The 26458-nt window shown below is 72.8% G+C and carries 20 protein-coding genes, 1 tRNA gene and 1 pseudogene; 3 read left to right on the top strand and 19 right to left on the bottom strand.

The annotated features are described in order from the left end of the window. Nucleotides 1–189: 189 nt before the first annotated feature. From ACWFQ8_RS10600 to ACWFQ8_RS10615, 4 genes are all read right to left on the bottom strand, one after another. Nucleotides 190–1974 carry a DEAD/DEAH box helicase gene (locus tag ACWFQ8_RS10600; protein ID WP_453785806.1) on the bottom strand — a complete coding sequence of 595 codons (1785 nt, stop codon included), beginning with the start codon at nucleotides 1972–1974 and terminating at the stop codon, nucleotides 190–192. Nucleotides 1975–2124: 150 nt separating this feature from the next. Beyond that, complete coding sequence (locus tag ACWFQ8_RS10605) at nucleotides 2125–2493, bottom strand: type II toxin-antitoxin system death-on-curing family toxin (protein ID WP_453785807.1); 369 nt, start codon at nucleotides 2491–2493, stop codon at nucleotides 2125–2127. Further along, complete coding sequence (locus ACWFQ8_RS10610) at nucleotides 2493–2690, bottom strand: Arc family DNA-binding protein (RefSeq protein WP_453785808.1); 198 nt, start codon at nucleotides 2688–2690, stop codon at nucleotides 2493–2495. Before ACWFQ8_RS10610 ends, ACWFQ8_RS10605 begins: the two co-directional genes overlap by 1 nt. 32 nt (nucleotides 2691–2722) lie before the next feature. Further along, complete coding sequence (locus ACWFQ8_RS10615) at nucleotides 2723–4180, bottom strand: MFS transporter (protein WP_453785809.1); 1458 nt, start codon at nucleotides 4178–4180, stop codon at nucleotides 2723–2725. Nucleotides 4181–4368: 188 nt separating this feature from the next. On the opposite strand from ACWFQ8_RS10615, the gene ACWFQ8_RS10620 reads away from it, so the two are divergent. After that, nucleotides 4369–4443, top strand: a tRNA-Cys gene (locus ACWFQ8_RS10620). Between the two features lie 333 nt (nucleotides 4444–4776). Here ACWFQ8_RS10620 and ACWFQ8_RS10625 read toward each other — a convergent pair. After that, entirely contained in the window at nucleotides 4777–4992 is a 216-nt protein-coding gene (locus tag ACWFQ8_RS10625; protein ID WP_453785810.1) for a hypothetical protein, read from the bottom strand. Between the two features lie 197 nt (nucleotides 4993–5189). Further along, a pseudogene (locus ACWFQ8_RS10630) lies at nucleotides 5190–5654 on the bottom strand (hypothetical protein); the annotation flags it as partial. Between the two features lie 912 nt (nucleotides 5655–6566). Here ACWFQ8_RS10630 and ACWFQ8_RS10635 point away from each other — a divergent pair. Beyond that, the gene (locus ACWFQ8_RS10635; protein WP_453785811.1) at nucleotides 6567–6944 is read left to right on the top strand and encodes a hypothetical protein; all 378 of its coding nucleotides are present in this window, start codon (nucleotides 6567–6569) and stop codon (nucleotides 6942–6944) included. A 130-nt stretch (nucleotides 6945–7074) separates the two neighbouring features. On the opposite strand, the gene ACWFQ8_RS10640 is transcribed toward ACWFQ8_RS10635, so the two are convergent. The 6 genes from ACWFQ8_RS10640 to ACWFQ8_RS10665 all read right to left on the bottom strand — a co-directional run bounded on the left by ACWFQ8_RS10640 (nucleotide 7075) and on the right by ACWFQ8_RS10665 (nucleotide 15686). Then, on the bottom strand, nucleotides 7075–9372 hold the full coding sequence (locus ACWFQ8_RS10640) for a xanthine dehydrogenase family protein molybdopterin-binding subunit (protein ID WP_453785861.1): 2298 nt from the start codon (nucleotides 9370–9372) through the stop codon (nucleotides 7075–7077). A gap of 50 nt (nucleotides 9373–9422) precedes the next feature. After that, on the bottom strand, nucleotides 9423–11771 hold the full coding sequence (locus ACWFQ8_RS10645) for a 2Fe-2S iron-sulfur cluster-binding protein (protein ID WP_453785812.1): 2349 nt from the start codon (nucleotides 11769–11771) through the stop codon (nucleotides 9423–9425). 20 nt (nucleotides 11772–11791) lie between these two features. Next, the gene (locus ACWFQ8_RS10650; RefSeq protein WP_453785862.1) at nucleotides 11792–12679 is read right to left on the bottom strand and encodes an FAD binding domain-containing protein; all 888 of its coding nucleotides are present in this window, start codon (nucleotides 12677–12679) and stop codon (nucleotides 11792–11794) included. Nucleotides 12680–13007: 328 nt separating this feature from the next. Beyond that, nucleotides 13008–14654 (bottom strand): beta-N-acetylhexosaminidase, encoded by a 1647-nt coding sequence (locus ACWFQ8_RS10655; RefSeq protein ID WP_453785813.1) that lies wholly within the window; start codon nucleotides 14652–14654, stop codon nucleotides 13008–13010. Between the two features lie 158 nt (nucleotides 14655–14812). Further along, nucleotides 14813–15097 (bottom strand): DUF3039 domain-containing protein, encoded by a 285-nt coding sequence (locus tag ACWFQ8_RS10660; protein ID WP_030010729.1) that lies wholly within the window; start codon nucleotides 15095–15097, stop codon nucleotides 14813–14815. Nucleotides 15098–15125: 28 nt separating this feature from the next. Beyond that, complete coding sequence (locus tag ACWFQ8_RS10665) at nucleotides 15126–15686, bottom strand: YqgE/AlgH family protein (RefSeq protein WP_453785814.1); 561 nt, start codon at nucleotides 15684–15686, stop codon at nucleotides 15126–15128. 288 nt (nucleotides 15687–15974) lie between these two features. On the opposite strand from ACWFQ8_RS10665, the gene murA reads away from it, so the two are divergent. Then, complete coding sequence (murA, locus tag ACWFQ8_RS10670; RefSeq protein ID WP_453785815.1) at nucleotides 15975–17321, top strand: UDP-N-acetylglucosamine 1-carboxyvinyltransferase; 1347 nt, start codon at nucleotides 15975–15977, stop codon at nucleotides 17319–17321. Between the two features lie 248 nt (nucleotides 17322–17569). On the opposite strand, the gene ACWFQ8_RS10675 is transcribed toward murA, so the two are convergent. The 7 genes from ACWFQ8_RS10675 to ACWFQ8_RS10705 all read right to left on the bottom strand — a co-directional run bounded on the left by ACWFQ8_RS10675 (nucleotide 17570) and on the right by ACWFQ8_RS10705 (nucleotide 26447). Next, nucleotides 17570–17851, bottom strand: a complete 282-nt coding sequence (locus tag ACWFQ8_RS10675; protein WP_007264399.1) for an HU family DNA-binding protein — start codon at nucleotides 17849–17851, stop codon at nucleotides 17570–17572. 299 nt (nucleotides 17852–18150) lie between these two features. After that, nucleotides 18151–19575 (bottom strand): malic enzyme-like NAD(P)-binding protein, encoded by a 1425-nt coding sequence (locus ACWFQ8_RS10680; protein WP_453785816.1) that lies wholly within the window; start codon nucleotides 19573–19575, stop codon nucleotides 18151–18153. 444 nt (nucleotides 19576–20019) lie between these two features. Continuing rightward, nucleotides 20020–22326, bottom strand: a complete 2307-nt coding sequence (locus tag ACWFQ8_RS10685) for a HelD family protein (RefSeq protein ID WP_453785817.1) — start codon at nucleotides 22324–22326, stop codon at nucleotides 20020–20022. Between the two features lie 93 nt (nucleotides 22327–22419). Next, complete coding sequence (locus tag ACWFQ8_RS10690; protein ID WP_453785818.1) at nucleotides 22420–22980, bottom strand: CGNR zinc finger domain-containing protein; 561 nt, start codon at nucleotides 22978–22980, stop codon at nucleotides 22420–22422. 122 nt (nucleotides 22981–23102) lie between these two features. Further along, on the bottom strand, nucleotides 23103–23630 hold the full coding sequence (locus ACWFQ8_RS10695; protein ID WP_453785863.1) for a GNAT family N-acetyltransferase: 528 nt from the start codon (nucleotides 23628–23630) through the stop codon (nucleotides 23103–23105). Between the two features lie 122 nt (nucleotides 23631–23752). Further along, nucleotides 23753–24907, bottom strand: a complete 1155-nt coding sequence (locus ACWFQ8_RS10700) for a uroporphyrinogen-III synthase (RefSeq protein ID WP_453785819.1) — start codon at nucleotides 24905–24907, stop codon at nucleotides 23753–23755. Between the two features lie 169 nt (nucleotides 24908–25076). Beyond that, a complete protein-coding gene (locus tag ACWFQ8_RS10705) occupies nucleotides 25077–26447 on the bottom strand; it encodes a nitrate/nitrite transporter (protein ID WP_453785820.1) in 1371 nt (456 codons plus the stop codon). Between the last annotated feature and the right edge of the window lie 11 nt (nucleotides 26448–26458).

Raw genomic sequence — 26458 nt, forward strand, 5'->3', positions numbered from 1 at the left:
CGCTCAGCGGAAGGGCTCGTCCAGAATCCGGGCGCGTACTACCCCTTTGTGCCAATTCTTGATCGATACCGAGGTCATTTTGTGACCTCCCCGGCCCGGGACTTCCATGTGATCCCACAAGCCCTCGCAGTCACGAACCACATGCGAAAGACCTGCGGAAAGCAGCGCCGCGCCGACGGCGCGACCGGCTCATCGCATGCGGGTGGCCCACTCCTGTACCTTCTTGATCCGCTCGCGCAGCTGTCCCGCCGTCGCCTCCGCGCTCGGCGGGCCGCCGCAGACCCGGCGCAGCTCCGTGTGGATCACGCCGTGCGGCTTGCCGCTCTGGTGCACGTACGCGCCGACCATCGTGTTCAGCGACTTCCGCAGCTCCAGGAGTTCCTTGTGCGAGACCACGGGCCGCCGGTCGGCCGGCAGTTCCAGCAGGTCCGCCTCCGCGTCCGGCTTGCGCCGGCTGTGCGCGATCTGCCGCGACTGCCGCTTCTGCAGGAGCATCTGGACCTGGTCCGGCTCCAGCAGTCCGGGGATGCCGAGGTAGTCCTGCTCCTCCTCGCTGCCCGGGTGGGCCTGCATGCCGAACTCGGCGCCGTCGTAGAGGACCCGGTCGAAGACCGCGTCGGACTCCAGCGCCTCGAAGGACATCTGCTCGTCCTCGCCGGTGTCCTCGTCCTCCTGCTTGTTCGCCTCGTCCATCTCCTTCTCGGACTCGGCGTACGGGTCCTCCTCGCCCTGCTTCTTCGGCTTGTCGAGGACGTGGTCGCGCTCGACCTCCATCTCGTTCGCGAAGCCGAGCAGGTAGGGGATGGTCGGCAGGAACACCGAAGCGGTCTCGCCGCGCCGGCGCGAGCGCACGAAGCGCCCGACGGCCTGGGCGAAGAACAGCGGCGTGGAGATCGTCGTCGCGTACACGCCGACCGCCAGGCGCGGTACGTCGACGCCCTCGGACACCATCCGCACCGCGACCATCCAGCGGCTGCCGTCCGCGCTGAACTCGTCGATGCGCTTCGACGCGCCGGTGTCGTCGGACAGCACCACGGTGGCCCTGCTGCCCGTGATCTCCCTCAGCAGCTTCGCGTAGGCGCGCGCAGAGTCCTGGTCGGAGGCGATGACCAGGCCGCCCGCGTCCGGGATGCCCTTGCGGACCTCGGTCAGGCGCCGGTCGGCGGCGCGCAGCACGTTCGGCATCCAGTCGCCGCGCGGGTCCAGGGCGGTGCGCCAGGCCTGCGAGATGGCGTCCTTGGTCATCGGCTCGCCGAGCCGGGCGGCGATCTCGTCGCCGGCCTTGGTGCGCCAGCGCATGTTGCCGCTGTAGGAGAGGAAGATGACCGGCCGCACGACGCCGTCGCCGAGCGCGTTCCCGTAGCCGTAGGTGTAGTCGGCGGAGGAGCGGCGGATGCCGTCGTTGCCCTCCTCGTACGTGACGAAGGGAATGGGGTTGGTGTCGGACCGGAAGGGCGTACCGGTCAGGGCCAGGCGGCGGGTCGCCGGGTCGAAGGCCTCCAGGCAGGCCTCGCCCCAGGACTTCGAGTCGCCGGCGTGGTGGATCTCGTCGAGGATCACGAGGGTCTTGCGCTGCTCGCAGCGGTTGCGGTGCAGCATCGGGCGCACGCCGACACCGGCGTAAGTGACGGCGACCCCGTGGTAGTCCTTGCTCAGCGGTCCGGCGGAGTACTCCGGATCCAGCCGGATGCCTATCCGGGCGGCGGCCTCGGCCCACTGCTTCTTCAGGTGCTCGGTCGGCGCGACCACGGTCACCTGCTGCACGACGTGGTGGTGCAGCAGCCAGGAGGCGAGGGTGAGCGCGAAGGTGGTCTTGCCCGCGCCGGGCGTCGCGACCGCGAGGAAGTCCCGCGGCTGGGTCTCGATGTAGCGGTCCAGCGCCCCCTGCTGCCAGGCACGCAGCGCGTTGGCGGTGCCCCAGGGGGCGCGGCCGGGGAAGGCGGGTGAGAGGTGGTGGGAGGCGGTAGTAGTCACGGTCTCCGGTTCGTGCTCTCGGCGTACTCGCGTACTGGTGCGGGCAGTCGTACGTAGGACAACCGGGCCACCTTACCGGCACGGGCCCGCCCCTCGCGGAGGGACAGGCCCGTGACCTCGGCCGGTGCGGCGAGCGTCACACCGGGCGGGTCAGCGTGCGAACCTCGGCAGGTGCGACGCGATCTTGGGCATGTCGAGGGCTCCCTGACAGACGTCGAGTACAAACTGTTCGGCTTCGTCGACGTCGAAGCCGGCGTCCAGCGGATGACCGTTCATGTGCAGGAAGACCCAGGTCGCGTACCAGGCGATGCGCTTGTTCCCGTCCACCAACGCAGGGTTGCGCGCGAGTGACTCCATCAGCGCCGCGGCCTTGTGCCACACGTCCGGATACGCGTCCTGGCCGAAGACACTCGCCTGCGGCCGCGCGAGCGCCGAGTCGAGCAGACCGTAGTCGCGGACCTCATCCGCACCGAGGCGCTCCGCCAGGTTCAGGAGCTCGGGAAGCGTGAGGTAGTGCATCAGGCGAGCCTGCGGTTCAGCTCCGCACTCACCTTCAGCACGTGCTCCGCCGCCTCGTTGAACAGCCGCGAGTGTTCGTTTACGGCCTTCATGACCGCATCATGCGCAAAGGACTGCATGCTTCGGCCCTCCGCCTCGGCCCGCTCGCGCAAGGCGTCCAGCTGCTCTTCCGTGAATCTGACGTTGAGACCAGCCATGTCCATACGGTACCGCCTGGTACCAGGCGGTGTCACTCCGAGGCGGAGGTGCTCACCCGGGTCGCCACCCAGGCGCCCGCCAGCGCCACGCAGGCCATCGGCAGGAAGACCACCACGAACGCCGCCGGGTGCGAGGGCGCGCCGACGCCGGCCGCGGCGTGGGCGGTGCCCACCGCGCCACCGCCCAGCGCGGCGAAGGCCGCGCCGCCGGCGGCCAGCAGCACCACGTTGGCGAGCGCGTCCGAGATCTGCAGCGCTGCGGAGTTCGCGCCGGCCTCCCGCGGCGCCGACAGCTTGAGCAGCAGCACGCTCGTGGAGCCGATCACCAGGCCCATCCCCAGGCAGCCCACCGCCCACGCCACGGCCAGCGTCCACACCGGCACGGACTCGATCAGCACGGCCGGGGCGGCCGCGATCGCCGCGGCGACCATCACCATCCCGCCGACCATCAGCCGCTCCCGGTACGGCGCCATCCGCCCCTTGGACTGCACCCACGAGCCCGCCGCCCACGTGACGCCGCCCAGCGCGAGTGAGAAACCGGCCAGCGTCGGGCTCAGCCCGCGCTGGGTGACCAGCATCAGCGGTACGAAGCTCTCCGCCCCGATGAAGGCCCCCGCCGCGACCCCGCGCAGCAGCACCACGGACGGCAGTCCGCGCCGGGCGCGGTAGGTCCCGGGCGGCAGCAGCCCCAGCACGGCCGGCACCAGCAGGGCCGCGCCCGCCACCGCCGGGAGCAGCGACAGCCACCGCAGGTCCTGGGCGGCGTACTGGAGCAGTCCCGCACCCGCCGAGATCGCCAGGGCCAGCCGGATCCGCTGCCGGTCGAGGGCGACGGGCCGCGCGGACGGGTCGACGGGCCCGGAGGCGGTGCGCCGGATCGCCGGCAGCGCGAGGACGAGCGGTACGACCACCAGCACCGGTATCCCGAGGAAGACCCACCGCCAGCCGAGGTGCTCGGTGACCGTGCCGGAGGCCAGCGGTCCGACGATCGAGGGGACCACCCAGCTCGCGGCGAAGGCCGCCATGATCGCGGGGCGCAGCCGCTCGTCGTAGGCCCGGCTGACGACCACGTACAGGGCCACGATGACCAGCCCGCCGCCGAAGCCCTGCACGGCCCGGCCGAGCACGAACACCCCCATGGCGCCGGCCGTCCCGGAGAGCACCAGCCCGGCGGCGAAGGACCCGATCCCGATGGTGAGCGGCCGCAGCGGCCCCTGCCGGTCGGCCCACTGGCCCGACAGCACCATGCCGAAGAGGCTGGTGGTGAAGTAGGCGGAGAAGGCGAAGGCGTAGAGCCCGATCCCCTCCAGCTCGCGGGCGGCGACGGGCATGGCCGTGCCGACGGCGGTGGCCTCGAAGGCGATGAGGAAGACGACGGAGATGATCCCGATGCTGAGCGTCCGGTACGCGGGGCCCAGGATGCCGCGCGGCGGCGGGGGCGCCGCGGCCTGCGCGGTCTTCTCGGGTATGTGGGGATCGAGGGCGCTCATCGCCCCAGAGTAAGGTGCGTAAGCCCGTTTGGACCCTGTCCATTCGGCGGATGACGCCCTCGGTCGCGGGTCGTAGGCCGCCCTGGACGGCGCGCGACTGTGAACGCGGTGTGGCAGTCGCGTTGCGGCATCCCCGCGAGCCTTCCTACGACCCGCCCGCCCCCGTACGGTCATGGACATCACCCCACAGCCGTGTGCCCGAGTGGTTGAGGGACTCGCCTGCAAAGCGAGTTACGCCGGTTCGATTCCGGTCACGGCTTCCAGCGTTTGAACAGGCAGAACGAACGGGCGGCACCTCCGAAGGGGTGCCGCCCTCTCGTTCGCCCGTCTCAGTTCCCGTCCCCGTTGCGACGTTTCTGGCCCCGACCCTCGTCGCCACGATGGCGAGCACCACGTTCGGGCGCCACCAGGCAAGCAGTACTAGTCGCCGGGGTCAGGCTCCTTCTGCCCCGACTTCTTCGCGCAGTCTGGACACAACGAGGCGCTCCAGGTACCTGTGTGCCGAGCCCCGCACTTCGTGCACTTCAATTCGTTCGACCTGGCCATGGACCCTCCGTAGCTCAAGAACTCGGTTCCTGGAATCGTTGACGTCACACTCACTCGGGGGCCGGCCCTAGAATTTCGGTGATCTCCCCCAGGAACTCGCGCCACGGTTCGGCCTCCGCGTCGCCGCCTTTCTGGAACGCGCCGGCCCAACCCTGCATGATCCACAACCGATAGTCGTTCCAAATGTGCCCGTTACCCGGCGGCAAAAGGATCGCTGCTTCGATAATGCGGTTGTACATTTGCGGCCTGGCTTCGGTGAATGGCATGCCTACTTCGATTGCGTGCTAGTATCCGCCGATCTCCTCGAACAGAACTTTCAGCCGGTCCATGCTGGTCACTTGTCCTCCTGCGTGCCGACGTCGGGGCCGGCGTGTGGCGTGGACAGGATTTCAACGATAGGTACCGAGGCACATGTTGGGCGGCATGTTGCGCAAAGCATTACCTCACGGGCGGACGATCTTCCCTACGCCGAAATCCTTCTGCGTGTAGACGCGGCAGCGGTCACCGCCGCAGAACATGCTCGACGGGACAAGTCCTGGTGGGGCAGGCCGATTCGAGAGCCTGCCCCACTCATGCAACGGACAGGCACGAGGGCGCCCGCGAGGCCACCGTCATCGTCGTCTGGGCCGCCTCGGGTGACTTCCGGATCGCCCGTCCACCTGTCTCGCGATGTCAGCCCGCACGGCATCAACCATGTGCTGGTACCGGGCGGCCATGGGGTGGTCGACCACCCCATCAGGCCCAGCACTTCCCCCTGACGCGGCCCGAGGGCGAGGGCGACGGCCCAGCGCGCGGAGTCGCGCTGCCGGCCAGAGGCCTCCAGCAGACGCCGGACCTCTTTCGCGGTGTGGGGCTCCGCCTCGTAGCCGCCCGTCTTCGGAGCCTCGGCCAACTGGACCGGGTTCTTGCCGAGGGCGTCTTTGGTGACCACTCCTGGCGTCCGGCTGGCCGCCCGCATCCGGGCGAGGGAGTGCATCCAGCGCGCCCTGTCGGTCGATCAGGGTGTTGTCGAGGTCGAAGAGAGCGAACAGCTGCACTTGAAGCACGATACGCGCGGGCTGCTGAGGCCCTTTCGCGGACGCCTTTCGTGGGTTACGCGGTCAGATCCCCGAGCGCCACTCTCGCTACACTTCGATATCCGGGGGCTGGGGCTCAGGGCCGCCGCACGCCCAGGTCTGGCACGCCTCAGTCGCCTCGAAGTCGGGCCAATATTCATGGAGACACCGATCCATGCACGAGCCCCGTCCACTCAACGCCGTCGGGACTATTGCCCTGCCACCATGCCCTGCGGAACGGCTACATCCGCAGCCGCACTGTGAGCGCCACTCCGACCTGCGCTGCCCTTCGGAGGGGGAGGAGTTCGACGTGCAGCATCTGCACTTGATGGCACGGGCCTTGATGGATTCCCTGCAGAATGGACGCTCGCGAACGTCGGCAGCATCAGCCATTGCCCTACTCCTCACAGCTGGGGTCGGCGCTTTGGAATGCGGCGTCGGCAGCTGTCAAGACGATCGTCACATGGGTTCGCTTCCGGCGTTTGAACAGGCCGAGCGGTACAGGGGAAACCACTCCGGTTGCGGGCCGGGAGGGGCTGTAGGAATGTGGTGAGGGAAGGGCCTGGGGGCTGCCGAATCAGCTGTTCGAAGCGCGGCGGCCGAACCCCGGCCCGGTTCACGGACGACCCCGCGAAACCTGGCGATCTCCCATGCCACGCCTGTCGTGTCGGCGTCAGGGTCGGCCTCCACAGAAACTACTCGTACGCCAACGAGCAGGTGGTCCCATGTCTACGCGCACGTCCCGCACGTCCCGCATCTCCGGCAGGTCTCGTACTCTCGTGGCCATGGCCCCGATGGTCACCGCAGCGCTGGTCGGAAGTCTTTTGACGGCCGGTCAGGCCTCAGCGGCGCCCCCCGTCGGGACGGTGTCCTTCAGCGGCAAGGTGACCTGCAAGAACGCATTCCCGGCCCCCAGCAACTCTGTCCCGACCCGGGTATCGCTGGACAGCGATGAGGACGATGCGTCAGGTCCCGCGAACAACCCGACCAACCGCAGGGCGACGTTCGGCCCCATCAGCCTCGACACCCCGTTGGACTCGCAGTTCAACCTCGCGATCGACGTCACGTGCAAGGCACCGGGGAAGAAGGCCCAAACGTTCAGCAGGACGATCCCGCTGGACAACCTCACCGAAGGCGATACGGTCCCGCTGAACATCAAGTAGGCGCCCACGCCACACACCGCGCACCGCCCCGCGAGGCCAACGGTCCGACGGGGCGGTGCGTCTCCACGCGGCCCCGGCCGCGGGAGACGGCAGCAGCCGCGGCGGGTCGTGCGCGGGCGTACGGGCCGGGTCAGGACTGGGGTGCGGCCACCGCTGCCGACGGGCGGATCGGGATCCTGTTCACCGGGCGTCCGGTGGCCGCCCGTACCGCGGAGGCCACCGCGGCCGGCGTCGTCACCACGGGCACCGCACTGGCCGCCTTCGCGCCGAACGGGGCCACCACGTCGCGCTCCTCGACGAGCTTGACGATGCGGACGGTCGGGGCGTCCAGCGAGGTCGGCAGGGCGTAGCCGGTCAGGTCGGGGTGGCGGACCAGGCCGGAGACCGTGCGGAGGTTCTCCGTCAGGGCCGCGCCCACGCCCTGGGTGACGCCCGCTTCGATGCGGGCCTCCAGCTGGCGGGGGTTGAGGATCCGGCCCACGTCCTGGGCCACGGCCAGCTCCACCACCCGAACCGAGCCCAGCTCGATGTCCACGTCCACCACCGCGCGGATCGCGCAGAAGGCCAGGCCCACGAAGGCGTCGCCCTGCCCGTCCGCGTCGAGCGGTTCCGTCGGATGCGGCCGGCACTGGGCCGTCGCCCAGAGTTCCTTGCCGGCCATCGCCTCCGCCACCGTCGTGGAGAACGCGCCGTCGTACGAGGTGATCCGGCCGTCCGCGATCTGCAGCAGTTCCGTGGACATGCCCAGCTTGTGGGCCATCGGCTGGAGGAGCTGGGTACGGACCATCTTGGCCGCCCGCTCGACGGCTCCGCCCGACACCCACGTGTGGCGGCCGTGCGCCGCCGGGCCGGCCGGCGGCTGGTCGGTGTCGACCGGCGCCGTCACCACCTCGTCCACGCCCAGCGTCTCCTGGACGATCTGGCGGGCGAGCGTGGCGAAGCCCTGGCCCGTGTCGACGGCGGCGCAGATCACCGTGGCCACGCCGTCCTGCACCTTCACCGTGGCGGTGGAGACCTCGTCCGTGCCCTCGGCACCGAGCATGTGCACCATGCCGACGCCGTACCCGACGCCGCGCCGCACCGCACCCGGCTCTCCCGCGCCCTCGGGGCCGCCGGGCAGCAGCCACTCGTCCTCCGGGGTGTCCTTCGGCAGGGCGGGCAGCTCGAAGTCGCGGACCGCGCGCAGCAGTTCCGCCACCGGGGCCGGGCAGGTCACCGTCTGCCCGGTCGGCAGCAGGTCGCCCGTGGACAGGACGTTGCGCATCCGCAGTTCGGCGCCGTCGATGCCGAGGGCCGCCGCGAGCTTGTCCATCTGGCCCTCGTACGCGGCGCACACCTGCATCGCGCCCTCGCCCCGGACATGGCCCGACGGCGGGTTGTTCGTACGGACCGCCCAGCCTTCGACGAAGGCGTGCGGGACGACGTACGGGCCGCAGGCGAAGGCCACCGCCGCCGCCAGGGACTCCGAGGAGGCGTCGGCGTAGGCGCCCGCGTCCATCAGGATCTGCGCCTCGACCTTGACCAGTCGGCCCTCCGCGTCCGCGTGGTGGCGGTAGCGCAGCAGGGTCGGGTGCCGGTGGGTGTGCCCGAGGAAGGACTCCTCGCGGGTGGCGGCCAGCTTGACCGGGCAGCCCGTACGCAGGGCCAGCAGGCCCAGCGGCAGCTGGAAGGCGGCGTCCTCGCGGTCGGCGGTCGCGCCGGGGATCCCGGTGACGACGACCCGTACCCGGTCGGGCTCCAGCCCGAAGCAGGCGGCGGCCAGGTCGCGGTCGCTGTGCGGATCGGTGGAGGCGGTGTACAGCTCCACGCCCCCGTCGGGGCGCGGTACGGCCAGGCCCGCCTCGGCGCCGATGGGCGCGGGGTCCTGGCGGCCGATCCGGTACAGGCCCTCGACGACGACCTCGCCGGTCGCCTCCGGGTCGCCGTAGCGGAGCGGGATGTGCCGGATCAGGTTGCCGTCGGGGTGCAGGGCGGGGGCGCCGAAGGACTGCTCGGGGTCGGTGACCGGGTCGAGGAGTTCGTACTCGACGGCGATGGCGGCCGCGGCGAGCCGCGCCGTGTCCGGGTGGTCGGCGGCGACGGCGGCGATGGCCTCGCCGTGGTGGCGGACGACGTCGTGCGCGAACACCGGCCGGTCGGCGACCCGGCGGCCGTGCGTGGTGGCGCCGGGGACGTCCGCGTGGGTGACGACGGCGCGCACGCCGGGCATCCCGGCGGCGGCCGAGGTGTCGATGGAGAGGATCCGGGCGTGGGCGTGCGGGGAGCGCAGTACGGCGGCCCACAGGAGGCCCTCGGCCCACAGGTCGGCGGCGTACGGGAAGGTGCCCTCGGTCTTCGCCCGGGTGTCGGCGGCCGGGACGGACGCCCCGATGCCGTGCGGTACCCCGTGCTCGGCGGCCTCGGGCCCGCCCGAGGCCGAGGCCGTCATCGTGGTGCCCGACGTCACCGCCGCCGTCGCCGTCGCCGCGTCCTGCCCGCTCACGCCGTCCCTCCGTGGTGGATGCCGCCCTCGCCGGGCGGTGCCTGGTGCGGAATGCGCGGCTCCGACATCGGAGCCTGTCCCGGGGCCTGGCCCTGCGCCTGTCCCGAGGCCTGCCGGGCCGGGTCCGCGGCGGCGGCCTCGCGCTCGGCCACGACCTCGCGGACGGCGCCGATCACCCCTGCGTACCCGGAGCAGCGGCAGAGGTTGCCGCACAGTGCCTGCCGGGTCTCCAGCTCGCTGGGGGCGTGGTTGCCCTCCAGCAGGTCGTGGATGGTCATGGCCATGCCCGGTACGCAGAATCCGCACTGCACCGCGCCCGACCTGCACAACGCCTGCTGCACGTCCGAGAGTTCCCCGTCGGTGGCGAGCCCCTCGACCGTACGGACCTCGCTGCCCGCGGCCGTCGCGGCCGGCACCAGGCAGGAGGCCACGAGCCGGCCGTCGACCTGCACGGCGCAGGCACCGCACTCGCCCTGGGAGCAGCCGTCCTTGGCACCGGCGAGGCCGAGGCGCTCGCGCAGCACGTAGAGGAGGGACTCCCCGATCCAGGCGCCGGTGACGGGCCGGTCCGCGCCGTTGACGCGCAGCACGTAGGAGGCCGACGGGTGCTCCAGCCGGGCGGCGGCCTCGGCCGCCTCCCGCTCGTCCCCGTGCGCCGGCGTCTGCCCCGGGAGGCTCGTGCCAACGTCCCCGTCCGGGAGCGCCGCGACGAGGTCGCCGCCCGAGCCGTCCGCCTCCGGGCCCGCGGCGCCGGTCACGCCCCCGGCACCCTCGATGCCTTCGGCGCCCCCGGTCGCGGCGGCCTCCGGGGCGGGTCCGGCGGCGGTCGGCACGGTGAAGCCGTGCCCGTCCGTGCCACCGGTCAGTGGCTCGGCGTCGGCGGGCTCCGCGTCAAGCGTCTCCGCGGCGGGCGGCTCGGCGGCGGGCGGCTCGGCCGCGGTCGGCTCCGCGGCGGGCGGCAGCGCGAAGCCGTGCCCGTCCGTCGAACCCGGTCCGGGCGCCGGGCCCGCGTCCCGCGCGTCCGCTCCGTACGCGGGCTCGGCCACGGGCCGCTGTGCGAATCCGGGTACGGATGCGGATCCGGGTACGGGGCTCCGCTCCGGGCCGTGGCCGAAGGCGGAGAAGCCGTGCCCGTCCGTATCGGCGGGCCGGGTCGGCCCGGAGCGACTCAGGGGCTCCGCGGACGCGGCGGGCGCCGCCTCGGCCCGTACGCCCCCGAAGAGGTCCAGCCCGTGGGGCGCCGCCGGCGGATGCGCCGCTTCCGCGACCACGCCCGGTCCGGCGGCCACCGGGGCCTCGGCCCCCTCCGCCCCCGGGTGCGGCCGCTCGCCCGCCAGGGGCGCCGCCGCCGTGCCGTGAGCGGCCTCGACGTCGTGCGCGGCCGGGTGGGCCGGTTCACCCTCCGGCAGCGGGGTGCCCACGCCCGGGCCGCCCAGCACGCGGGGACCGCGCCGCAGGCCGCCGACGCCCGGCCCGCCCGGCCCGCGTCCCGCGGCCACCTCGGCGGCGGCAGCGGCAGCCGAAGCCGCGACCGCCTCGTCCGTGCCGGGCAGCAGGCCCGCGTCGCTCGCGTCGGGGCCGGGTCCGGCGGGCTGCGGCGCGGCGTACCCGCGCGCGGCCTCGAAGTCGGGGTGGTTCGCCCACGGAGCCGCGGCCCCGCCCGGTAGCGTGGCCGGAGCCTGGCTCCAGTCGGCATCCAGAGCGCTCTGCCGGAAGTCTCCGGGCTGCTCGGCCGGTTCCGGCGCGGGCCACTGCCCGGTCGCCGAGCCCGCGTCCGCGACCAAGCCCTGCTGCATGCCCTGATCCAGGCCGGCGCCCCGGGTCCCGCCCATGGTCCCGCCCAGCGCCAGGCCCTCGCCCGAGGTGTCCCGGCCCGCCTGGAAGTGCCACTCGGCCGTCGCGCCCGGATCCGGGTCAGACTCCGGCTCGGCGAACGACGCCGCCACCGACGCCGGAATCGGGATCGAGGCCGGGATCGGCCCGCCCACGGACCCGCCCCGCGCACCGGCGCCCGAAGCACCGGCGCCCACGCCGCCGCCGGGCGCCGGGGGGCCGGCCGGAGCCGCGGCCCCCGCCTCGGGCCACTGCACCGGAAGCGTCCAGGTGCCGGTGGCCGCCGGATCCGTACTGGCCGAGCCGAGCGGCACGATCATCGGCGGCGGCACGTACCCGTGCCCGGGCGCCGCCAGCGGCTCCCCGGTCCCGAGCGCGTCCAGCATGTCCTGCGGCAGCTTCACGAAGGCCGTCGCGTCGGAGTCGTAGTCGCCTCCGTGCGGGACCGGCTCCCAGCCCCAGTCGGGGCCCGCCTGCTGCGCGCCGCCCGCGTCCCCAGTCGCTCCGCTCACGTACCCGTTCTCGTTCCCGCTCATGAGGACAGCGCCCTTCCCAGGGCCCTGCGCGCCAGCACGGCCACCGTCCGCCGCAGATGCAGTACACCCGGAGCCACCGGTTCGCCCTGATCGGGCACGCAGGCGGCCGCGACGTACTCGCCGAAGGCCTCCAGCGCCTCGGGGGCCAGGCTCCGGTCCCCGTCCCAGTCGATCAGGGAGGCCACCCACTGCTCGGCCTCCAGCGGCCTCAGCGGCATCGGGGCCACCGCGCCGATCGCACAGCGCACTCCCCGGCGCGCGGGGTCCAGTACGAGGCCCACGGACGCCGTCGCGCGCCCCGGACCCGTACGCCCCGTGGCCTTCAGGAACACCTGCGGCGCGTGCAGCAGCGGCACCCGCACGAATCCGATCAGCTCGCCGGGCCGCAGCATCTCCCGGCCCGCCAGCAGGTGCGACACGGGGATCTCGCGCCGCGATCCGCCCGGGCCGACGATCAGCAGGAGGGCTTCCAGCGCGGCCAGCACGGGCAGCGCGTCACCGGTCGGCGCGGCGGTGGCGATGTTTCCGCCGAGGGTGCCGGCGTTGCGGATCTGCGGGGGCCCGGCGGCGCGCGCGGCGGCCGCCAGCGCGGGGATCAGGGCGGCGAAGTCGGGCCGCCCCATCCGCGCGTGGGTGAGTCCCGCGCCGAGCAGCGCGTGGCCGTCCTGGTACTGCCAGCCGCGGATCTCGTTGATCCGGCCCAGGCCCACCAGGGCGGCGGGCCGCAAGAGCCCGGCGTTGACGGCGGCCATGAGGTCGGTGCCTCCGGCGACGGGCACGGCGGCGGGCATGGCGGTGAGAGCCGCCACGGCCTCGTCGAGCGAGACCGGCAGCGTCACGGACTGCGCAGCCTGCGGGGCCCGAGGCCCCTGAAGTGAATCCAGTGCGTGCGGTGCGTGCGTGGTCAACCCAGCTGCCCCTTCCCGATGTCCCGGTCCCGGCGCTCACGCCTGTCCGCCGTACGGTACGTGCTCACCGCCGGGACGTGGCAACTCTGGCACATCTTCCAGGGCGCCCCGGCGCGAGGGTCCGCCCGGCGACGCGGCCCCCCGGCCGCCCGACTCGCCCGCCCCGCCCGGTCCCGTCCGCACTGCGCCGCGGGGCCCTCGGTCCGACTCGCCCCGTCTGCGCACCACCCCTTCCCGATCGCCCGATTTTCCCCGTATCGGCGCAAATCGAGGAAGAGTTCCGGTTCTCGCCGCCACTCGGTTGTCACACGTTCGGGGGCTCGCCCTCGATCGGCCGCCCGAGCACTCCGGGCCTCAGCTGCCGCGGCAGCGGACCGCCCGGCGGCCGGTAGTCGACGCCGAGCGCGTCCAGCCGCGCGTAGTGCCCGTCGCGCAGCCCCGCGCCGCCCGCCAGCCGGCCCCCGAAGTCGGCGAAGTCCCGGTCCGCCGGCTCCGGCAACCGCGACCACACCACTTCGGCGAAGGCCGCCAGCCGGGGGAACACCTGGTAGTCGACCCGGTTCTGGTTCTCCATCACCTCGGTCCACACGTTGGCCTGGGCTCCGAGCACATGGGCGGCGGCCCGCTCGGACAGCTTCGGCGGCACCGGCTCGAAGCGGTAGACGTCCTCCAGCGAGCGCACGTACCCGATGGGCATCGGCTCCTGCGCGCCGCCCGCCTGACGGTGGTCCAGGTACACCTGCTGCTCGGGGCACATCACCACGTCGTGCCCGGCCTCGGCGGCGGCGATCCCACCCGCGTAGCCGCGCCAGGAGGAGACGGCGGCGCCCTCCGCCAGCCCGCCCTCCAGGATCTCGTCCCACCCGATCAACCGCCGGCCGCGCGCCGCGAGCCAGCCGTCGAAGTGCCGGATGAACCAGGACTGCAGACCGTCCACCCCGTCCACCCCCAGCTCCGCGATCCGTGCCCGCGCCGTCGCGGAGGCCTTCCACTGGGCCTTGGGGCACTCGTCCCCGCCCACGTGCACGAAGGGCGAGACCTCGGCGGGGAACAGCTCCAGCAGCTCCTCGAACACCCCCTCGTAGAAGCGCAGGACGGGCTCGGTCGGCGCCAGTACGTTCTCGCTGATCCCCCAGTCGTCCCACACCTCCAGCGCCGAGGTGTCGACCACGTCCGTGTTCCCCAGCTCCGGGTACGCGGCGACGGCTGCCTGCGAGTGCCCGGGCACGTCGATCTCCGGGACCACCCGCACGTGCCGCTCCGCGGCGTACGCGACGATCTCGCGGATGTCGTCCTGCGTGTAGTAACCGCCGTGCGGGGTCTCGTTCCACAGCGGCGAGGCCCGGTGCCCCCAGCGGCTGCGGGAGCGCCACGCGCCGACCTCGGTGAGGCGCGGGTACCGCTTGATCTCGACGCGCCAGCCCTGGTCGTCCGTCAGGTGCAGGTGCAGCACGTTGAGCTTGTGCGCGGCGAGCAGGTCGATGTAGCGCAGCACGCCGTCCTTCGGCATGAAGTGCCGGGCGACGTCGAGCATCAGGCCGCGCCAGCCGAACCGGGGCGCGTCCTCGACGGTCCCGCGGGGCAGCGCCCACGTCCGGCCGGGAGCGGGCGCCCGCCGGTACGCGTCGGGGCCGAGCAGCTGGCGCAGGGTCTGGGCGCCCCAGAACACCCCGGCGGCCGACCCGCCGAGCAGCTCCACCCCCTCGGCGCGGACCTCCAGCCGATACCCCTCGGCGGGCAGGTCCGCGTCGACGGCCAGCCGTACGCCGCCCCGCCCGCCGGGGGGCGGGGGCGGGAAGTCGTACCCGGTGGCGGCCCCCAACTCCCGCCGCAGCCAGCGCGCGACCCCCTCGGCTCCGGGCCCGGCGGCGAGGGTCGTCCCGGACTCCAGTTCCAGGAGGCGGCCGCCCTCGTCGGGCGTCACGGTCAGCGGGCGGGGAATCAGGTGCATGGGGGTCAGCCCTTCGCCATCGATTCATTGCACCCTGCGCAATACCTGTTCCACAGAGCGCTCGTCGGGCCGACCCTAACCCGCCCCGCGAACACGGCAAAGGCCCCCGGCGCCGCTACCGCGCACCGGGGGCCCAGGTCCCGCCCGAGAGGGCCGGACTACTTGTCCTTACCGCCCTTGTCCTTGTCCCCGCCGGGGCCCATGGACTCGTAGATCTCCTTGCACATGGGGCAGACCGGGTACTTCTTCGGGTCCCGGCCCGGCACCCACACCTTGCCGCAGAGCGCGACGACGGGGGTCCCGTCGAGCGCGCTCGCCATGATCTTGTCCTTCTGGACGTAGTGGGCGAAGCGCTCGTGGTCGCCGTCACCGTGCGACACCTGCGGCGTCGGCTCTACGAGGGTCCCCGTGCCTGTCCCGCGCTCGGGCTCAAGAGTGCTCATGAGGCAAGGGTACTGAACACCGCCCGGCTCAGTTGAGCGACGGGTCGTCGGGATAGGTGGCGACCATCGCGAGTTCGCTGCGCTGGCGGCGCAGCACCGCCCGCCACAGCCGCTCCGGGTCCGGGAAGGACACGTCCCCGGGCTCGGACTCCACCACGTACCAGGCGCCCTCGCCCAGCTCGGCCTCCAGCTGGCCCGGGCCCCAGCCCGAATAGCCGGCGAAGATCCGCAACGAACCCACGGCCGCGGCCAGCAGCTCGGGCGGTGCCTCCAGGTCGACGAGGCCGATCGCCCCGTGCACCCGGCGCCAGCCCAGCGGCCCCTCCTCGCCCGGGATGACCGCGATTCCGAGGGCCGCGTCCAGTGCCACCGGCCCGCCCTGGAAGACCACGCCGGGATCGCCGGCCAGGGGCGCCCAGGGCAGCAGGACGTCGCCGACGCCCACCGGGGTCGGCCGGTTGAGGACCACGCCGAGCGAGCCCTGCTCGTCGTGGTCGAGCAGCAGCACGACCGCGCGGTCGAAGTTCGGGTCCGCGAGGGCGGGGGTGGCCACGAGCAGCCGCCCTGTGAGGGAGGACACCTCGGTCATGCCGACATGATCTCGCACATTCGCCCTTCGGGGGGACCGGGCGGCGGGATCGATCGGTACGCGGTCGCGAAGGCGGTCCGTACGCAGTTCAGGACATACGGCGGCGGCGCCGGCCGCGTGTCGCCGCCGAGGGGCGGAATGCGACACTCCGCTATAAGGCGGGTACGGAGGGTGCTGTGGCTGATTCATGACAGTCCTACGGCCGCGTCGGCCTTACGAACAGGGGGGTGGTGGCCCTTACCCTTTTCACTGGTCCCCCTGCCCACCCCTCTCCGGAACGCGAGATTCATGACCGGCACAGTCAGTGACGATGTACTGCTTGTCCACGGCGGCACCCCGCTTGAGGGCGAGATCCGTGTCCGCGGTGCGAAGAACCTCGTGCCCAAGGCCATGGTCGCCGCTCTGCTCGGCAGCGAACCCAGCCGACTGCGCAACGTTCCCGACATCCGCGACGTGCGGGTCGTGCGCGGGCTGCTCCAGCTGCACGGGGTGACGGTCCGTCCGGGCGAGGAACCGGGCGAGCTGGTGCTCGACCCCACCCACGTCGAGAGCGCGAACGTCGCCGACATCGATGCCCACGCGGGCTCGTCGCGCATCCCGATCCTGTTCTGCGGCCCCCTGCTGCACCGCCTCGGCCACGCCTTCATCCCGGGCCTGGGCGGCTGCGACATCGGCGGTCGGCCCATCGACTTCCACTTCGACGTGCTCCGCCAGTTCGGCGCGACGATCGAGAAGCGCGAGGGCGGCCAGTACCTGGAGGCCCCCCAGCGGCTGCGCGGTTGCAAGATCCGCCTCCCCTACCCGTCGGTCGGCTCGACCGAGCAGGTGCTGCTGACGGCCGTCCTGGCCGAGGGCGTCACCGAGCTCAGCAACGCCGCGGTGGAGCCGGAGATCGAGGACCTGATCTGCGTGCTGCAGAAGATGGGCGCGATCATCTCCGTCGACACCGACCGGACCATCCGCATCACGGGTGTCGACCGGCTGGGCGGCTACAACCACAAGGCGCTCCCCGACCGGCTGGAAGCCGCGTCCTGGGCCTCCGCGGCCCTGGCGACCGGCGGCAACATCTACGTGCGCGGCGCCCAGCAGCGCTCGATGATGACCTTCCTGAACACCTTCCGCCGGGTCGGCGGGGCGTTCGAGATCGACGACGACGGCATCCGCTTCTGGCACCCGGGCGGCCCGCTCAAGGCCATCGCGCTGGAGACGGACGTCCACCCCGGTTTCCAGACCGACTGGCAGCAGCCGCTGGTCGTGGCCCTCACCCAGGCCTCCGGCCTCTCGATCGTCCACGAGACGGTCTACGAGTCCCGGCTCGGGTTCACCTCGGCGCTCAACCAGATGGGCGCGCACATCCAGCTGTACCGGGAGTGCCTGGGCGGCTCGGCCTGCCGCTTCGGCCAGCGCAACTTCCTGCACTCGGCGGTCGTTTCCGGCCCCACCAAGCTGCAGGGCGCCGACCTGGTCATCCCCGACCTGCGCGGCGGGTTCTCGTACCTGATCGCGGCGCTGGCGGCCGAGGGCACCTCGCGGGTCCACGGCATCGACCTGATCAACCGGGGCTACGAGAACTTCATGGAGAAGCTCCAGGAGCTCGGTGCGAAGGTCGAGCTGCCGGGCGGCGACGTCGTCTGACGCCGGCGTCGTCCGACCCCGATCGACACGTGCAAGCCCCCCGGGCCCCGTACAGGGCCCGGGGGGCTTTCTCGTGCTCCCTGCGGGCCGCCAGGGGCTGCCGGGGCCCGCGGGCCCGGAACGGCCGAAGGGCGGCCGCCCCGTCCGGGGTGGCCGCCCTTCGCCGTACTTCCGTACTCACGGCCGTACTGCTGCCGTACTGCTGCCGTTCCAGAGGGCCTGCGCGGCCCTCCGGCGCCGGGGCAGGACTACTTGCCCTTGGCGGCTTCCTTGAGCTTGGAGCCCGCGGAGACCTTCACGCTGTAGCCGGCCGGGATCTGGATGGGGTCGCCGGTCTGCGGGTTGCGCGCGGTGCGAGCGGCACGGTGGGTGCGCTCGAAGGTCAGGAAGCCGGGGATGGTGACCTTCTCGTCGCCCTTGGCGACGATCTCGCCAACGGTCTCGGCGAGCGCGGCCAGAACGGCGTCGGCGTCCTTGCGGGTCACTTCGGCGCGCTCGGACAGAGCGGCCACCAGCTCACTGCGGTTCATGTTGTACTCCCGTGTTCAACTTGCCTTAGAGGCGTGAGATCGAAGCCGATGCTGCCAGGGCCCTCGGACAGTCCCCGGACCCGGGTCTGAACGTCAGACCCTCTCGCCCGGTTACGCATCCTGCCCCCACCAGCGGCGGGAAAGCCAATCCGGCACCCGCCGGGGTCACACGAAAAGCGCCACAGTCACGCCGCGTGACGCTGCGTCCGCACCCGTCGGATGCGGACCGCGGTCCTCGCGGGCATCCCCGCAACCCTAGAGGCGGCCCGGTGGGGCCGCATCCCGCGACGCGCCGGGGATCAGACGGACGTGGGCGCCGTCACAGCGGTCGAGGCGGCCTTGCGGACGGCGCCCGCGACCGCGCCGGCGACCTTGTCGTTGAACACCGACGGGATGATGTAGTTCGCGTTCAGCTCGTCCTCGCCGACCACGTCCGCGAGGGCGCTGGCGGCGGCCAGCATCATGTCGGTGTTCACGGTGCGGGACTGGGCGTCCAGCAGGCCGCGGAAGACGCCCGGGAAGACCAGCACGTTGTTGATCTGGTTCGGGAAGTCGGAGCGTCCGGTGGCGACGACGGCGGCGGTCTGGCGGGCGACGGCCGGGTCCACCTCGGGGTCCGGGTTCGCGAGCGCGAACACGATCGCGCCTTCGGCCATGGCGGCCACGTCCTCGCCGGAGAGCACGTTGGGGGCCGAGACGCCGATGAAGACGTCGGCGCCGACCACGGCCTCCTTGAGGGTGCCCGTGTAGCCCTCGGGGTTGGTGTTGTCGGCGATCCAGCGCAGCGGGGAGTCCTGGTCGGCGTCGACGAGGTCGGGGCGGCCGGCGTGCACGACGCCGTGGATGTCGGCGCTGACGGCGTTCTTCACGCCCGCCGCGAGGAGCAGTTTGAGGATCGCGGTACCGGCCGCTCCGGCGCCCGACATGACGACCTTCACATCGCCAACTGCCTTGCCCACCACGCGCAGTGCGTTGGTGAGGGCGGCGAGGACGACGATCGCGGTGCCGTGCTGGTCGTCGTGGAAGACGGGGATGTCGAGGGCCTCGCGCAGCCGGGCCTCGATCTCGAAGCAGCGCGGCGCGGAGATGTCCTCCAGGTTGATGCCGGCGAAGCCGGGGGCGATGGCCTTGACGATCGCGACGATCTCGTCGGAATCCTGGGTGTCGAGGCAGATCGGCCACGCGTCGATGCCGGCGAAGCGCTTGAAGAGGGCGGCCTTGCCCTCCATGACGGGCAGTGCGGCCATCGGGCCGATGTTGCCGAGGCCCAGTACGGCGGAGCCGTCCGTCACGACTGCGACGGAGTTGCGCTTGATGGTGAGGCGGCGCGCGTCCTCCGGGTTCTCGGCGATCGCCATGCACACGCGGGCCACGCCCGGGGTGTAGATCATCGAGAGGTCGTCGCGGTTGCGGATGGGGTGCTTGGACGCCATCTCGATCTTGCCGCCGAGGTGCATCAGAAAGGTTCGGTCGGAGACCTTGCCGAGGCTGACGCCCTCGATCCCGCGCAGCTTCTCGACGATCTCGTCGGCGTGGGCGGTGGAGGTCGCGGCGATGGTGACGTCGATACGGAGCTTCTCGTGACCGGAGGCGGTCACGTCGAGGCCGGTGACCGAGCCACCGGAGGACTCCACGGCGGTGGTGAGCTGGGAGACCGCGGTTCCGCTCGCGGGCACTTCCAGGCGGACCGTCATCGAATACGAGACGCTGGGCGCCGTTGCCATGGCCGTGTTCCTCTTCTGTCCCTGGTTTTCGCTGTACACACAGGGCCCGCCGCACGGCAGGTGCGGCAGGACCTGTTGTCCGATCGTCCCACCTACCAGCCGGTACAAGGTAACCAGCTACAAATTTCGGAAAGACACTTCCACCATACGAGATGTCAAGGCAGTGGGGAACGGTGGGGCCCTGCGCAAACAGGTCCGCCCCCTCCACGCGCGGAGGGGGCGGACCTGGTGTTACGTCTATGACACCGACCCGCCATGCTCGCCTCGCGGCAAGTGGTCGCTCTGGGCGACGAAGGTTGGGCCCGGGGGCTTGGATCGAGTCGGTGCCTCACCCAGGCTAACAAAGGATCGCCGGAAGTGATCCCCCCACCGGGAACCGGATCTGCGCACCACGCGCCTGGCCGCGGGCCGAACGGCCCCACCGGCGCCGGAGCCGCCCCGGCGCTACGGCCTGAGCAGGTCCGGTACGCCCTGCGCGTCCGGCCGGTCCCGGGCCGCCGAGACCACCGTGAGCTGCTGCGTCGCGCGCGTCAGCGCCACGTACAGCACGCGCAGGCCCGCCGGGGACTCGTCCGCGATCTCCGCCGGGGAGACGACCACCGTGGCGTCGTACTCCAGCCCCTTGGCCTCCAGGCTGCCCAGCGCCACCGCCCGCTCCCCGAGGTCGGCGAGCCAGTCGGCCGCCTCCGCGCGCCGGTCCATGGCCACCACCACGCCCACGGTCCCGTCCACCTGCTCCAGCAGCCTCCGGGTCTCCTCCCGGACCGCCGCGCCCAGGTCGCCCGCCGCGGCGGTGAAGCGGGGCTCCAGGCCCGTGGAGCGCACCGCCGTCGGCGGCTCCATGCCCGGCATCGCCAGGCGCAGCACCCGGGACGCGACCTCGGCCACCTCGGCCGGGTTGCGGTAGTTCACCGTGAGGGTGAACCGCCGGCGCGGCCGGGAGCCCAGGGCCTCGTCACGGGCCGCGGCCGCCTCCTCCGGGACGGTCCAGGAGGACTGCGCCGGGTCGCCGACCACCGTCCAGGTGCCGTGCCGGCCGCGGCGGCCGACCATCCGCCACTGCATGGGCGTCAGGTCCTGGGCCTCGTCCACGATCACGTGCGCGTACTCGGTGCGCTCCGCCGCGATCCGCTCGGCCCGCTCCCGCTGGGTCTCCTCGCGGGTCGGCATCAGCTCCTCCAGCCCGCTGAGCTGGTCCAGCGGGTCCATCTCGCGCCTGCGCCTGGGCCGGGCGGGGGCGCCGAGCAGCATCTGGAGCTCGTCGAGCAGCGCCACGTCGTGCACCGAGAGGGGGCCCTTGCCGTCCGGGCCGACCCGGCGCAGCGAGCGGGCCAGCTGCCGGGTCTCGCGCTGGTTGAGGTCCCGGCGGGACCAGCGCCCCAGGCGCCGTTCGTCGGCCATCGAGGCGAGCACGCCGCGCGGGGTCAGCTCGGGCCACCAGGCGTTCAGGAAGCCGACGAAGGCGTCCTCGGTGGAGATGTCCTCGTCGAAGGCCGAACGCAGCTCCGCGGCCAGTTCCGGGTCGCTGTGCCGGCCGGCGCTGCCGGACTTGGCGTACAGGGCGTCCAGGAGCAGCTTGCGGGCGCGCGGGCGGAGCAGGTTGACGGGCGCGGTACCGCTGAGCACGTTCTGCCGGATCCGGTTCAGCTCGTCGGCCTCCAGCTCCTGGCGGCGGCCGAAGGCCACCACCCGCAGCCGGTCGGGGGCGTTGCCGAGTTCCAGGGCGCCCCGTACGGCCTTGCGCAGCACCTTGAGCATCCGGGAGGAGCCCTTGACCCGGGCGACGGCCGGGTCGTCGTACGTGGTCGCCTCCGCGCCGTCGACCAGGGAGCCCAGCGCCCGGATGGCGACCTGGCCCTCCTCGCCGAGCGAGGGCAGCACGCCCTCGGTGTACGCGACGAGCAGCGGGGTCGGGGAGACGATCAGGATGCCGCCGGAGTAGCGGCGCCGGTCCTGGTAGAGCAGGTAGGCGGCGCGGTGCAGGGCGACGGCGGTCTTGCCGGTGCCCGGACCGCCGGCGACCTCGGCGACGGAGGCGGCCGGGGCCCGGATGACCATGTCCTGCTCGGCCTGGATGGAGGAGACGATGTCGCGCATCGAGTGCGTACGGGCCCGGCCGAGGGCGGCCATCAGGGCGCCGTCGCCGATGACGGGGAGTTCCCTGCCGTCCAGGAAGGCGGTGACCTCCGGGCGCATCAGGTCGTCCTCGACGCCGAGCACCTTGCGGCCCTTGGAGCGGATCACGCGGCGGCGCACGACGCGGCCGGGCTCCTTGGGCGTGGACCGGTAGAACGGCGCGGCGGCCGGCGCGCGCCAGTCGATGACCAGCGGCGCGTAGTCGGAGTCGAGGACTCCGATGCGGCCGATGTGGAGCGTCTCGGCGATGTCGGCGGTGAGGTCCTCGCGGATCGCCTCGTCGGCGGGCTCGACGGAGGTGTGCGCGCCGTCCGGGCCTCGCTCCCCGTCCTTGCCGAGCACCAGGTCGACGCGGCCGAAGAGGAAGTCCTCGAACTCGTTGTTCAGCCGGTTCAGGTGGATGCCCGCCCGGAAGACCTGCGCGTCGCGTTCGGCGAGGGCGCCGGGCGTACCGACCTGTCCCCTCTTGGCCGCGTCGTTCATGAGGAACTCGGCCTCGTGGATCTTCTCCTCAAGGCGTCGGTACACCCGGTCGAGATGCGTCTGCTCGACCGCGATCTCCCGATCGCGGACGGAATCCGCCGTGCTGTCGACAGCGGCATTCTGCGCGGCCACCAAGGCCCCCTTCTGACGTGCATGGGCGACCGTCAACCGTACGCGAATCGGCCCCCTGTCCGCACGCCCGTTCCGGAACCGGACCTCAGCGGGTCACGCGGAGCCGGCCGAAAGGGTCCGGCGGCGGTGCCGGGCGACGCGCTCGCGGTTGCCGCAGAGCTCACTGGAGCACCAGCGGCGCCGGTGGCCGCGGGAAGTGTCCAGGTAGACCCGGGTGCAGCCGTCGCCCCCGCAGGCCCGCAGCAGCGCCAGGTCGGCGGGGTCGGTCAGCAGCTCGACGGCGTCCCGGGCGACGGCCGCGAGGAGGGCGCCGCACTCCACGCCCCCGCACAACTCCCGTACGAGGTGCCCTTCCCGGTCCCGTACGGCACACAGGCCCGGGGGTGGACCGGCGGCCAGCGCGTTGACCCGGGCCAGGGCGTCCTCGGGCGGTTCGGCGCCGGCGAGTTCCGCCCGTACGAGGGTGTCCACGTCGCCGCGCAGGGACCGGAAGGCCGCCGCCCATGCCGGGCCGACCCGCGCGAGCGGCGTCCGGTCGGGGACCAGTCCGGCGCCGGCGAGCCACAGCCGCAGCGCGTCACCGTCCCGGATGCCGTCGGGAGAGGTGGAGGTGGCCACCAGGTCCAGGCAGACCCGGCCTGAGTCGAACCGCATGTCCGTCACCGCCTCGGTCGTGGGGCGCCCCACCAGAGTGCCGCTCCGCGCTCCCCAGCGGAACCCCTCGAACCGGTCGCCGCGGGAACGGGGACCGCCGGCGGGGCCGAGGTCCGGACCGGTCAGAGGGGCGGCGGATCGTCGTGCAGCAGCCGCTGGAAGAGCCGGTGGTCGCGCCAGGCGCCGTTGATGTGGAGGTAGCGCGGCGCGACGCCGTACGGCTCGAAGCCCGCCTTCGCCAGGACCCGCTGCGAGGCCAGGTTGTCGACCCGGGTCCCGGCCTCGACCCGGTGCAGGCCCAGCTCGTCGCGGGCGACCCGGCAGACCTCCTCCACGGCGGCGGTGGCCAGGCCCTTGCCGTTCCAGGCCCGGTCCACCCAATAGCCGACCCCGCCGCTGCACAGCGGACCCAGCACGATCGAGCCGAGGTTGATCGCCCCGATCGGCAGCCCCGTGGCCGCCTCGACGAGCACGTACGGGACCATGCGCCCGGCGTCCCGCTCCCCGAGCACGCCCTCGATGCGGTCCCGCTGGCCGCGCTCGGTGTAGAAGTCCGCGGGGCGGGCCGGTTCGTAGGGCGCCATGAACGCCCGGTTGCGCGTGAGCACGTCGGCCAGCCCGGCGGCGTCACCGAGCGCCGGCTCCCTCATCTCCACACCGTCAAGGATCACCCGCGCACGCTAACGGACCCCGTCGGGGCACTTCCAGCCCCGCCGGCGTTCCAGGGGCGGGGCTTGGGGGCGGAGCCCCGCCAGCGGCGGCGCGGTGTGCGTCAGAGCCGTGGCGTACCGCCGTACTTGACCTCGCCGCCCGCGTCCAGCGACAGCCGGTACCCGCGCTTGACCACCGTCTGGATCAGGTTCGGCGCCCCCAGCGCCACCCGCAGCCGGGCCATCGCCGTCTCCACCGCGTGCTCGTCCCGGCCCGCCCCCGGCAGTGCCCGCAGCAGGTCCCCGCGGGACACCACCCAGCCCGGCCGCCGGGCCAGCGCCCGCAGCAGGGCCATCCCGGCCGGCGGCACCGGTCGCAGTTCCGCGTCCAGGAGCACCGCGTGCCCCCGGAGCTCCATCCGGTGGCCCGCCACGGGCAGTACGCGTGCCCGGCCGGGCAGCTCCTGGCAGAGCAGCTGCACCAGCGGGCCCAGCCGGAACCGCTCCGGCTGCACCGTCGCCACCCCGTGGGCCTGGAGCGGCAGCGCGGTCACCGGCCCCACGCAGGCGCTGAGCACCCGGCCCCGCAGGGCGTCCAGTACCGGCTCCCCCAGCCCCCGCTGCTCGGCCCGGGACAGCAGCGAGGCGGCCGCCGGCGCCGAGGTGAAGCTGACCGCGTCCACCCCGCCGCCCACGACGGCGTCCAGCAGCCGGTCCAGCGGGGCCAGGTCCTCCGGTGCCATCCACCGGTACACCGGTACGACCACCACGTCGGCCCCGGCCGCCCGCAGCGCCTCCACGAACCCGGGTAGCGGCTCCCCGTGCAGCTGGAGCGCGATGCGCCGGCCGGCGACCCCGCCCGACAGCAGCCGCTCCAGTACCTCCGCCAGCGATTCCGACTCGGGCGACCAGGCCTCCACCAGCCCGGCGGCCCGGATCGCGCCCTTCACCTTGGGTCCGCGCGCCAGCAGTTCGGCGGCCCGCAGCCGCTCCAGCAGGTCCTCGCCGACGCCCCAGCCCTCGGCGGCCTCGATCCAGCCGCGGAACCCGATGGCCGTGGTGGCGACCACCGCGTCCGGGGCGCAGCCGATGAGTTCCTTGGTGGCGGCCAGCAGTTCGCTGTCGTCGGCCAGCGGCACGATCCGCAGGGCGGGCGCGTGCAGGACGGTGGCCCCCCGCCGACGGAGCAGGGTGATCAGGTCGTCGGCCCGCCGCGCGGCGGTGACCCCGACCGTGAAACCTGCGAGGGGACCGGTGTGCTGCGTGTCCTCGTACATGTGACCTGCCTTGCCCAGTGGGTCGGTATCGCGCCGCGGAGCGGGACCGGATCGGGACCGGAAACGGACCGGAACGGGAACCGAGCCTCCCAACATCGCGTGTCAGGCTCGGTTCCCGCATATTTCCGTGCCGTAAAGCGATCTGCCGCAGCGATGTGGAACCGCGTGGTCAGACCGTCGTGAGCTGGGTCTTCGGCGCGGCCCCGGGCTCGGGGACCGCCGTGGCCGCGGGCCGGCGAAGGTATACCGCCCAGGTGACGGCGCAGCACACCGCGTAGAAGCCGAGGAAGGTGACGAAGGCGGCCGTCCCGGAGCCGGAGGTCAAGAACGCCTCCCGGAAGACCAGGTTGATGCCGAGCCCGCCGAGTGCTCCGACCGCGCCGATCAGTCCCATGGAGGCCCCCGACAGCCGCCGGCCGTAGGCCGCCGCCGCCTCGCCGTTCATGCCGCGGGCCAGCGCCTTGGCCTGGAAGATGCCGGGGATCATCTTGTAGGTGGAGCCGTTGCCGAGGCCGCTGAGCACGAACAGCGCCACGAAGCCGACCAGGAAGACGCCCAGGGACTGCTGGACGGAGGCGAGGATGACGACTCCGGTGGCGGCGGCCATGGCCACGAAGGTGGCGAGGGTGATCCGGGCCCCGCCGAAGCGGTCCGCGAGCGCGCCGCCGACCGGTCGGATCAGCGAGCCGAGCAGGGGCCCGATGAAGGTCAGCGAGGCGGCCTGCAGCGGGGTCCGCCCGAACTGCGTCTGGAGCACGAGGCCGAAGGCGAAGCTGTAGCCGATGAAGGAGCCGAAGGTGCCGATGTAGAGGAAGGCCATGATCCAGGTGTGCGGTTCACGGACCGCCTCGCGGACCGCGCCGGTGTCGTTGCGTACCGGCGCCAGGTTGTCCATGCGCAGGGCGGCCAGCACCGCCGCGAGGACGATCAGCGGGATGTAGGCGCCGAGCAGCAGCCTCGGGTGCCCGGCCCCGGCGGTACTGATGACCAGCAGGGCGACGAGCTGCACCACGGGCACCCCGATGTTGCCGCCGCCCGCGTTCAGCCCGAGGGCCCAGCCCTTCTTGCGCAGCGGGAAGAAGGCGTTGATGTTCGTCATGGAGGAGGCGAAGTTGCCGCCGCCGACGCCCGTCAGCACGGCCACGAGCACGAAGGTGCCGTAGGAGGTGCCGGGTTCCATGACCACGATCGCCGCGACGGTCGGCGCGAGCAGCAGCAGGGCGCTGACGACGGTCCAGTTCCGGCCCCCGAAGCGGGCGACGGCGAAGGTGTAGGGCACCCGCACCAGGGCCCCGACGAAGGTGGCGGTGGCGATGAGGAAGAACTTCCCGGCCGGGTCGATGCCGTACTGGGGGCCCATGAAGAGGACCATCACGGACCACAGCGACCAGATGGAGAACCCGATGTGCTCGGAGAGCACGGAGTAGACCAGGTTGCGGCGGGCGATCCGCTCGCCCGACTCCTTCCAGAAGCCTTCGTCCTCGGGATCCCACCGCTCGATCCAGCGGCCCCCCTTGCGCGGTGCGGTCGTACCGGTCATCACACGCCTCC

The organism is Streptomyces sp. NPDC055254 (assembly GCF_053606025.1).

Bases quoted from the DNA above. Each gene is read 5' to 3' on its own strand.
- ACWFQ8_RS10605 (WP_453785807.1), bottom strand. From the start codon at position 2,493: ATGCACTACCTCACGCTTCCCGAGCTCCTGAACCTGGCGGAGCGCCTC.
- ACWFQ8_RS10610 (WP_453785808.1), bottom strand. From the start codon at position 2,690: ATGGCTGGTCTCAACGTCAGATTCACGGAAGAGCAGCTGGACGCCTTG.
- ACWFQ8_RS10615 (WP_453785809.1), bottom strand. From the start codon at position 4,180: ATGAGCGCCCTCGATCCCCACATACCCGAGAAGACCGCGCAGGCCGCG.
- ACWFQ8_RS10625 (WP_453785810.1), bottom strand. From the start codon at position 4,992: ATGCCATTCACCGAAGCCAGGCCGCAAATGTACAACCGCATTATCGAA.
- ACWFQ8_RS10635 (WP_453785811.1), top strand. From the start codon at position 6,567: ATGGCCCCGATGGTCACCGCAGCGCTGGTCGGAAGTCTTTTGACGGCC.
- ACWFQ8_RS10640 (WP_453785861.1), bottom strand. From the start codon at position 9,372: ATGACGGCCTCGGCCTCGGGCGGGCCCGAGGCCGCCGAGCACGGGGTA.
- ACWFQ8_RS10655 (WP_453785813.1), bottom strand. From the start codon at position 14,654: ATGCACCTGATTCCCCGCCCGCTGACCGTGACGCCCGACGAGGGCGGC.
- ACWFQ8_RS10660 (WP_030010729.1), bottom strand. From the start codon at position 15,097: ATGAGCACTCTTGAGCCCGAGCGCGGGACAGGCACGGGGACCCTCGTA.
- ACWFQ8_RS10665 (WP_453785814.1), bottom strand. From the start codon at position 15,686: ATGACCGAGGTGTCCTCCCTCACAGGGCGGCTGCTCGTGGCCACCCCC.
- murA (WP_453785815.1), top strand. From the start codon at position 15,975: ATGACCGGCACAGTCAGTGACGATGTACTGCTTGTCCACGGCGGCACC.
- ACWFQ8_RS10675 (WP_007264399.1), bottom strand. From the start codon at position 17,851: ATGAACCGCAGTGAGCTGGTGGCCGCTCTGTCCGAGCGCGCCGAAGTG.
- ACWFQ8_RS10680 (WP_453785816.1), bottom strand. From the start codon at position 19,575: ATGGCAACGGCGCCCAGCGTCTCGTATTCGATGACGGTCCGCCTGGAA.
- ACWFQ8_RS10690 (WP_453785818.1), bottom strand. From the start codon at position 22,980: ATGCGGTTCGACTCAGGCCGGGTCTGCCTGGACCTGGTGGCCACCTCC.
- ACWFQ8_RS10695 (WP_453785863.1), bottom strand. From the start codon at position 23,630: ATGAGGGAGCCGGCGCTCGGTGACGCCGCCGGGCTGGCCGACGTGCTC.
- ACWFQ8_RS10700 (WP_453785819.1), bottom strand. From the start codon at position 24,907: ATGTACGAGGACACGCAGCACACCGGTCCCCTCGCAGGTTTCACGGTC.
- ACWFQ8_RS10705 (WP_453785820.1), bottom strand. From the start codon at position 26,447: ATGACCGGTACGACCGCACCGCGCAAGGGGGGCCGCTGGATCGAGCGG.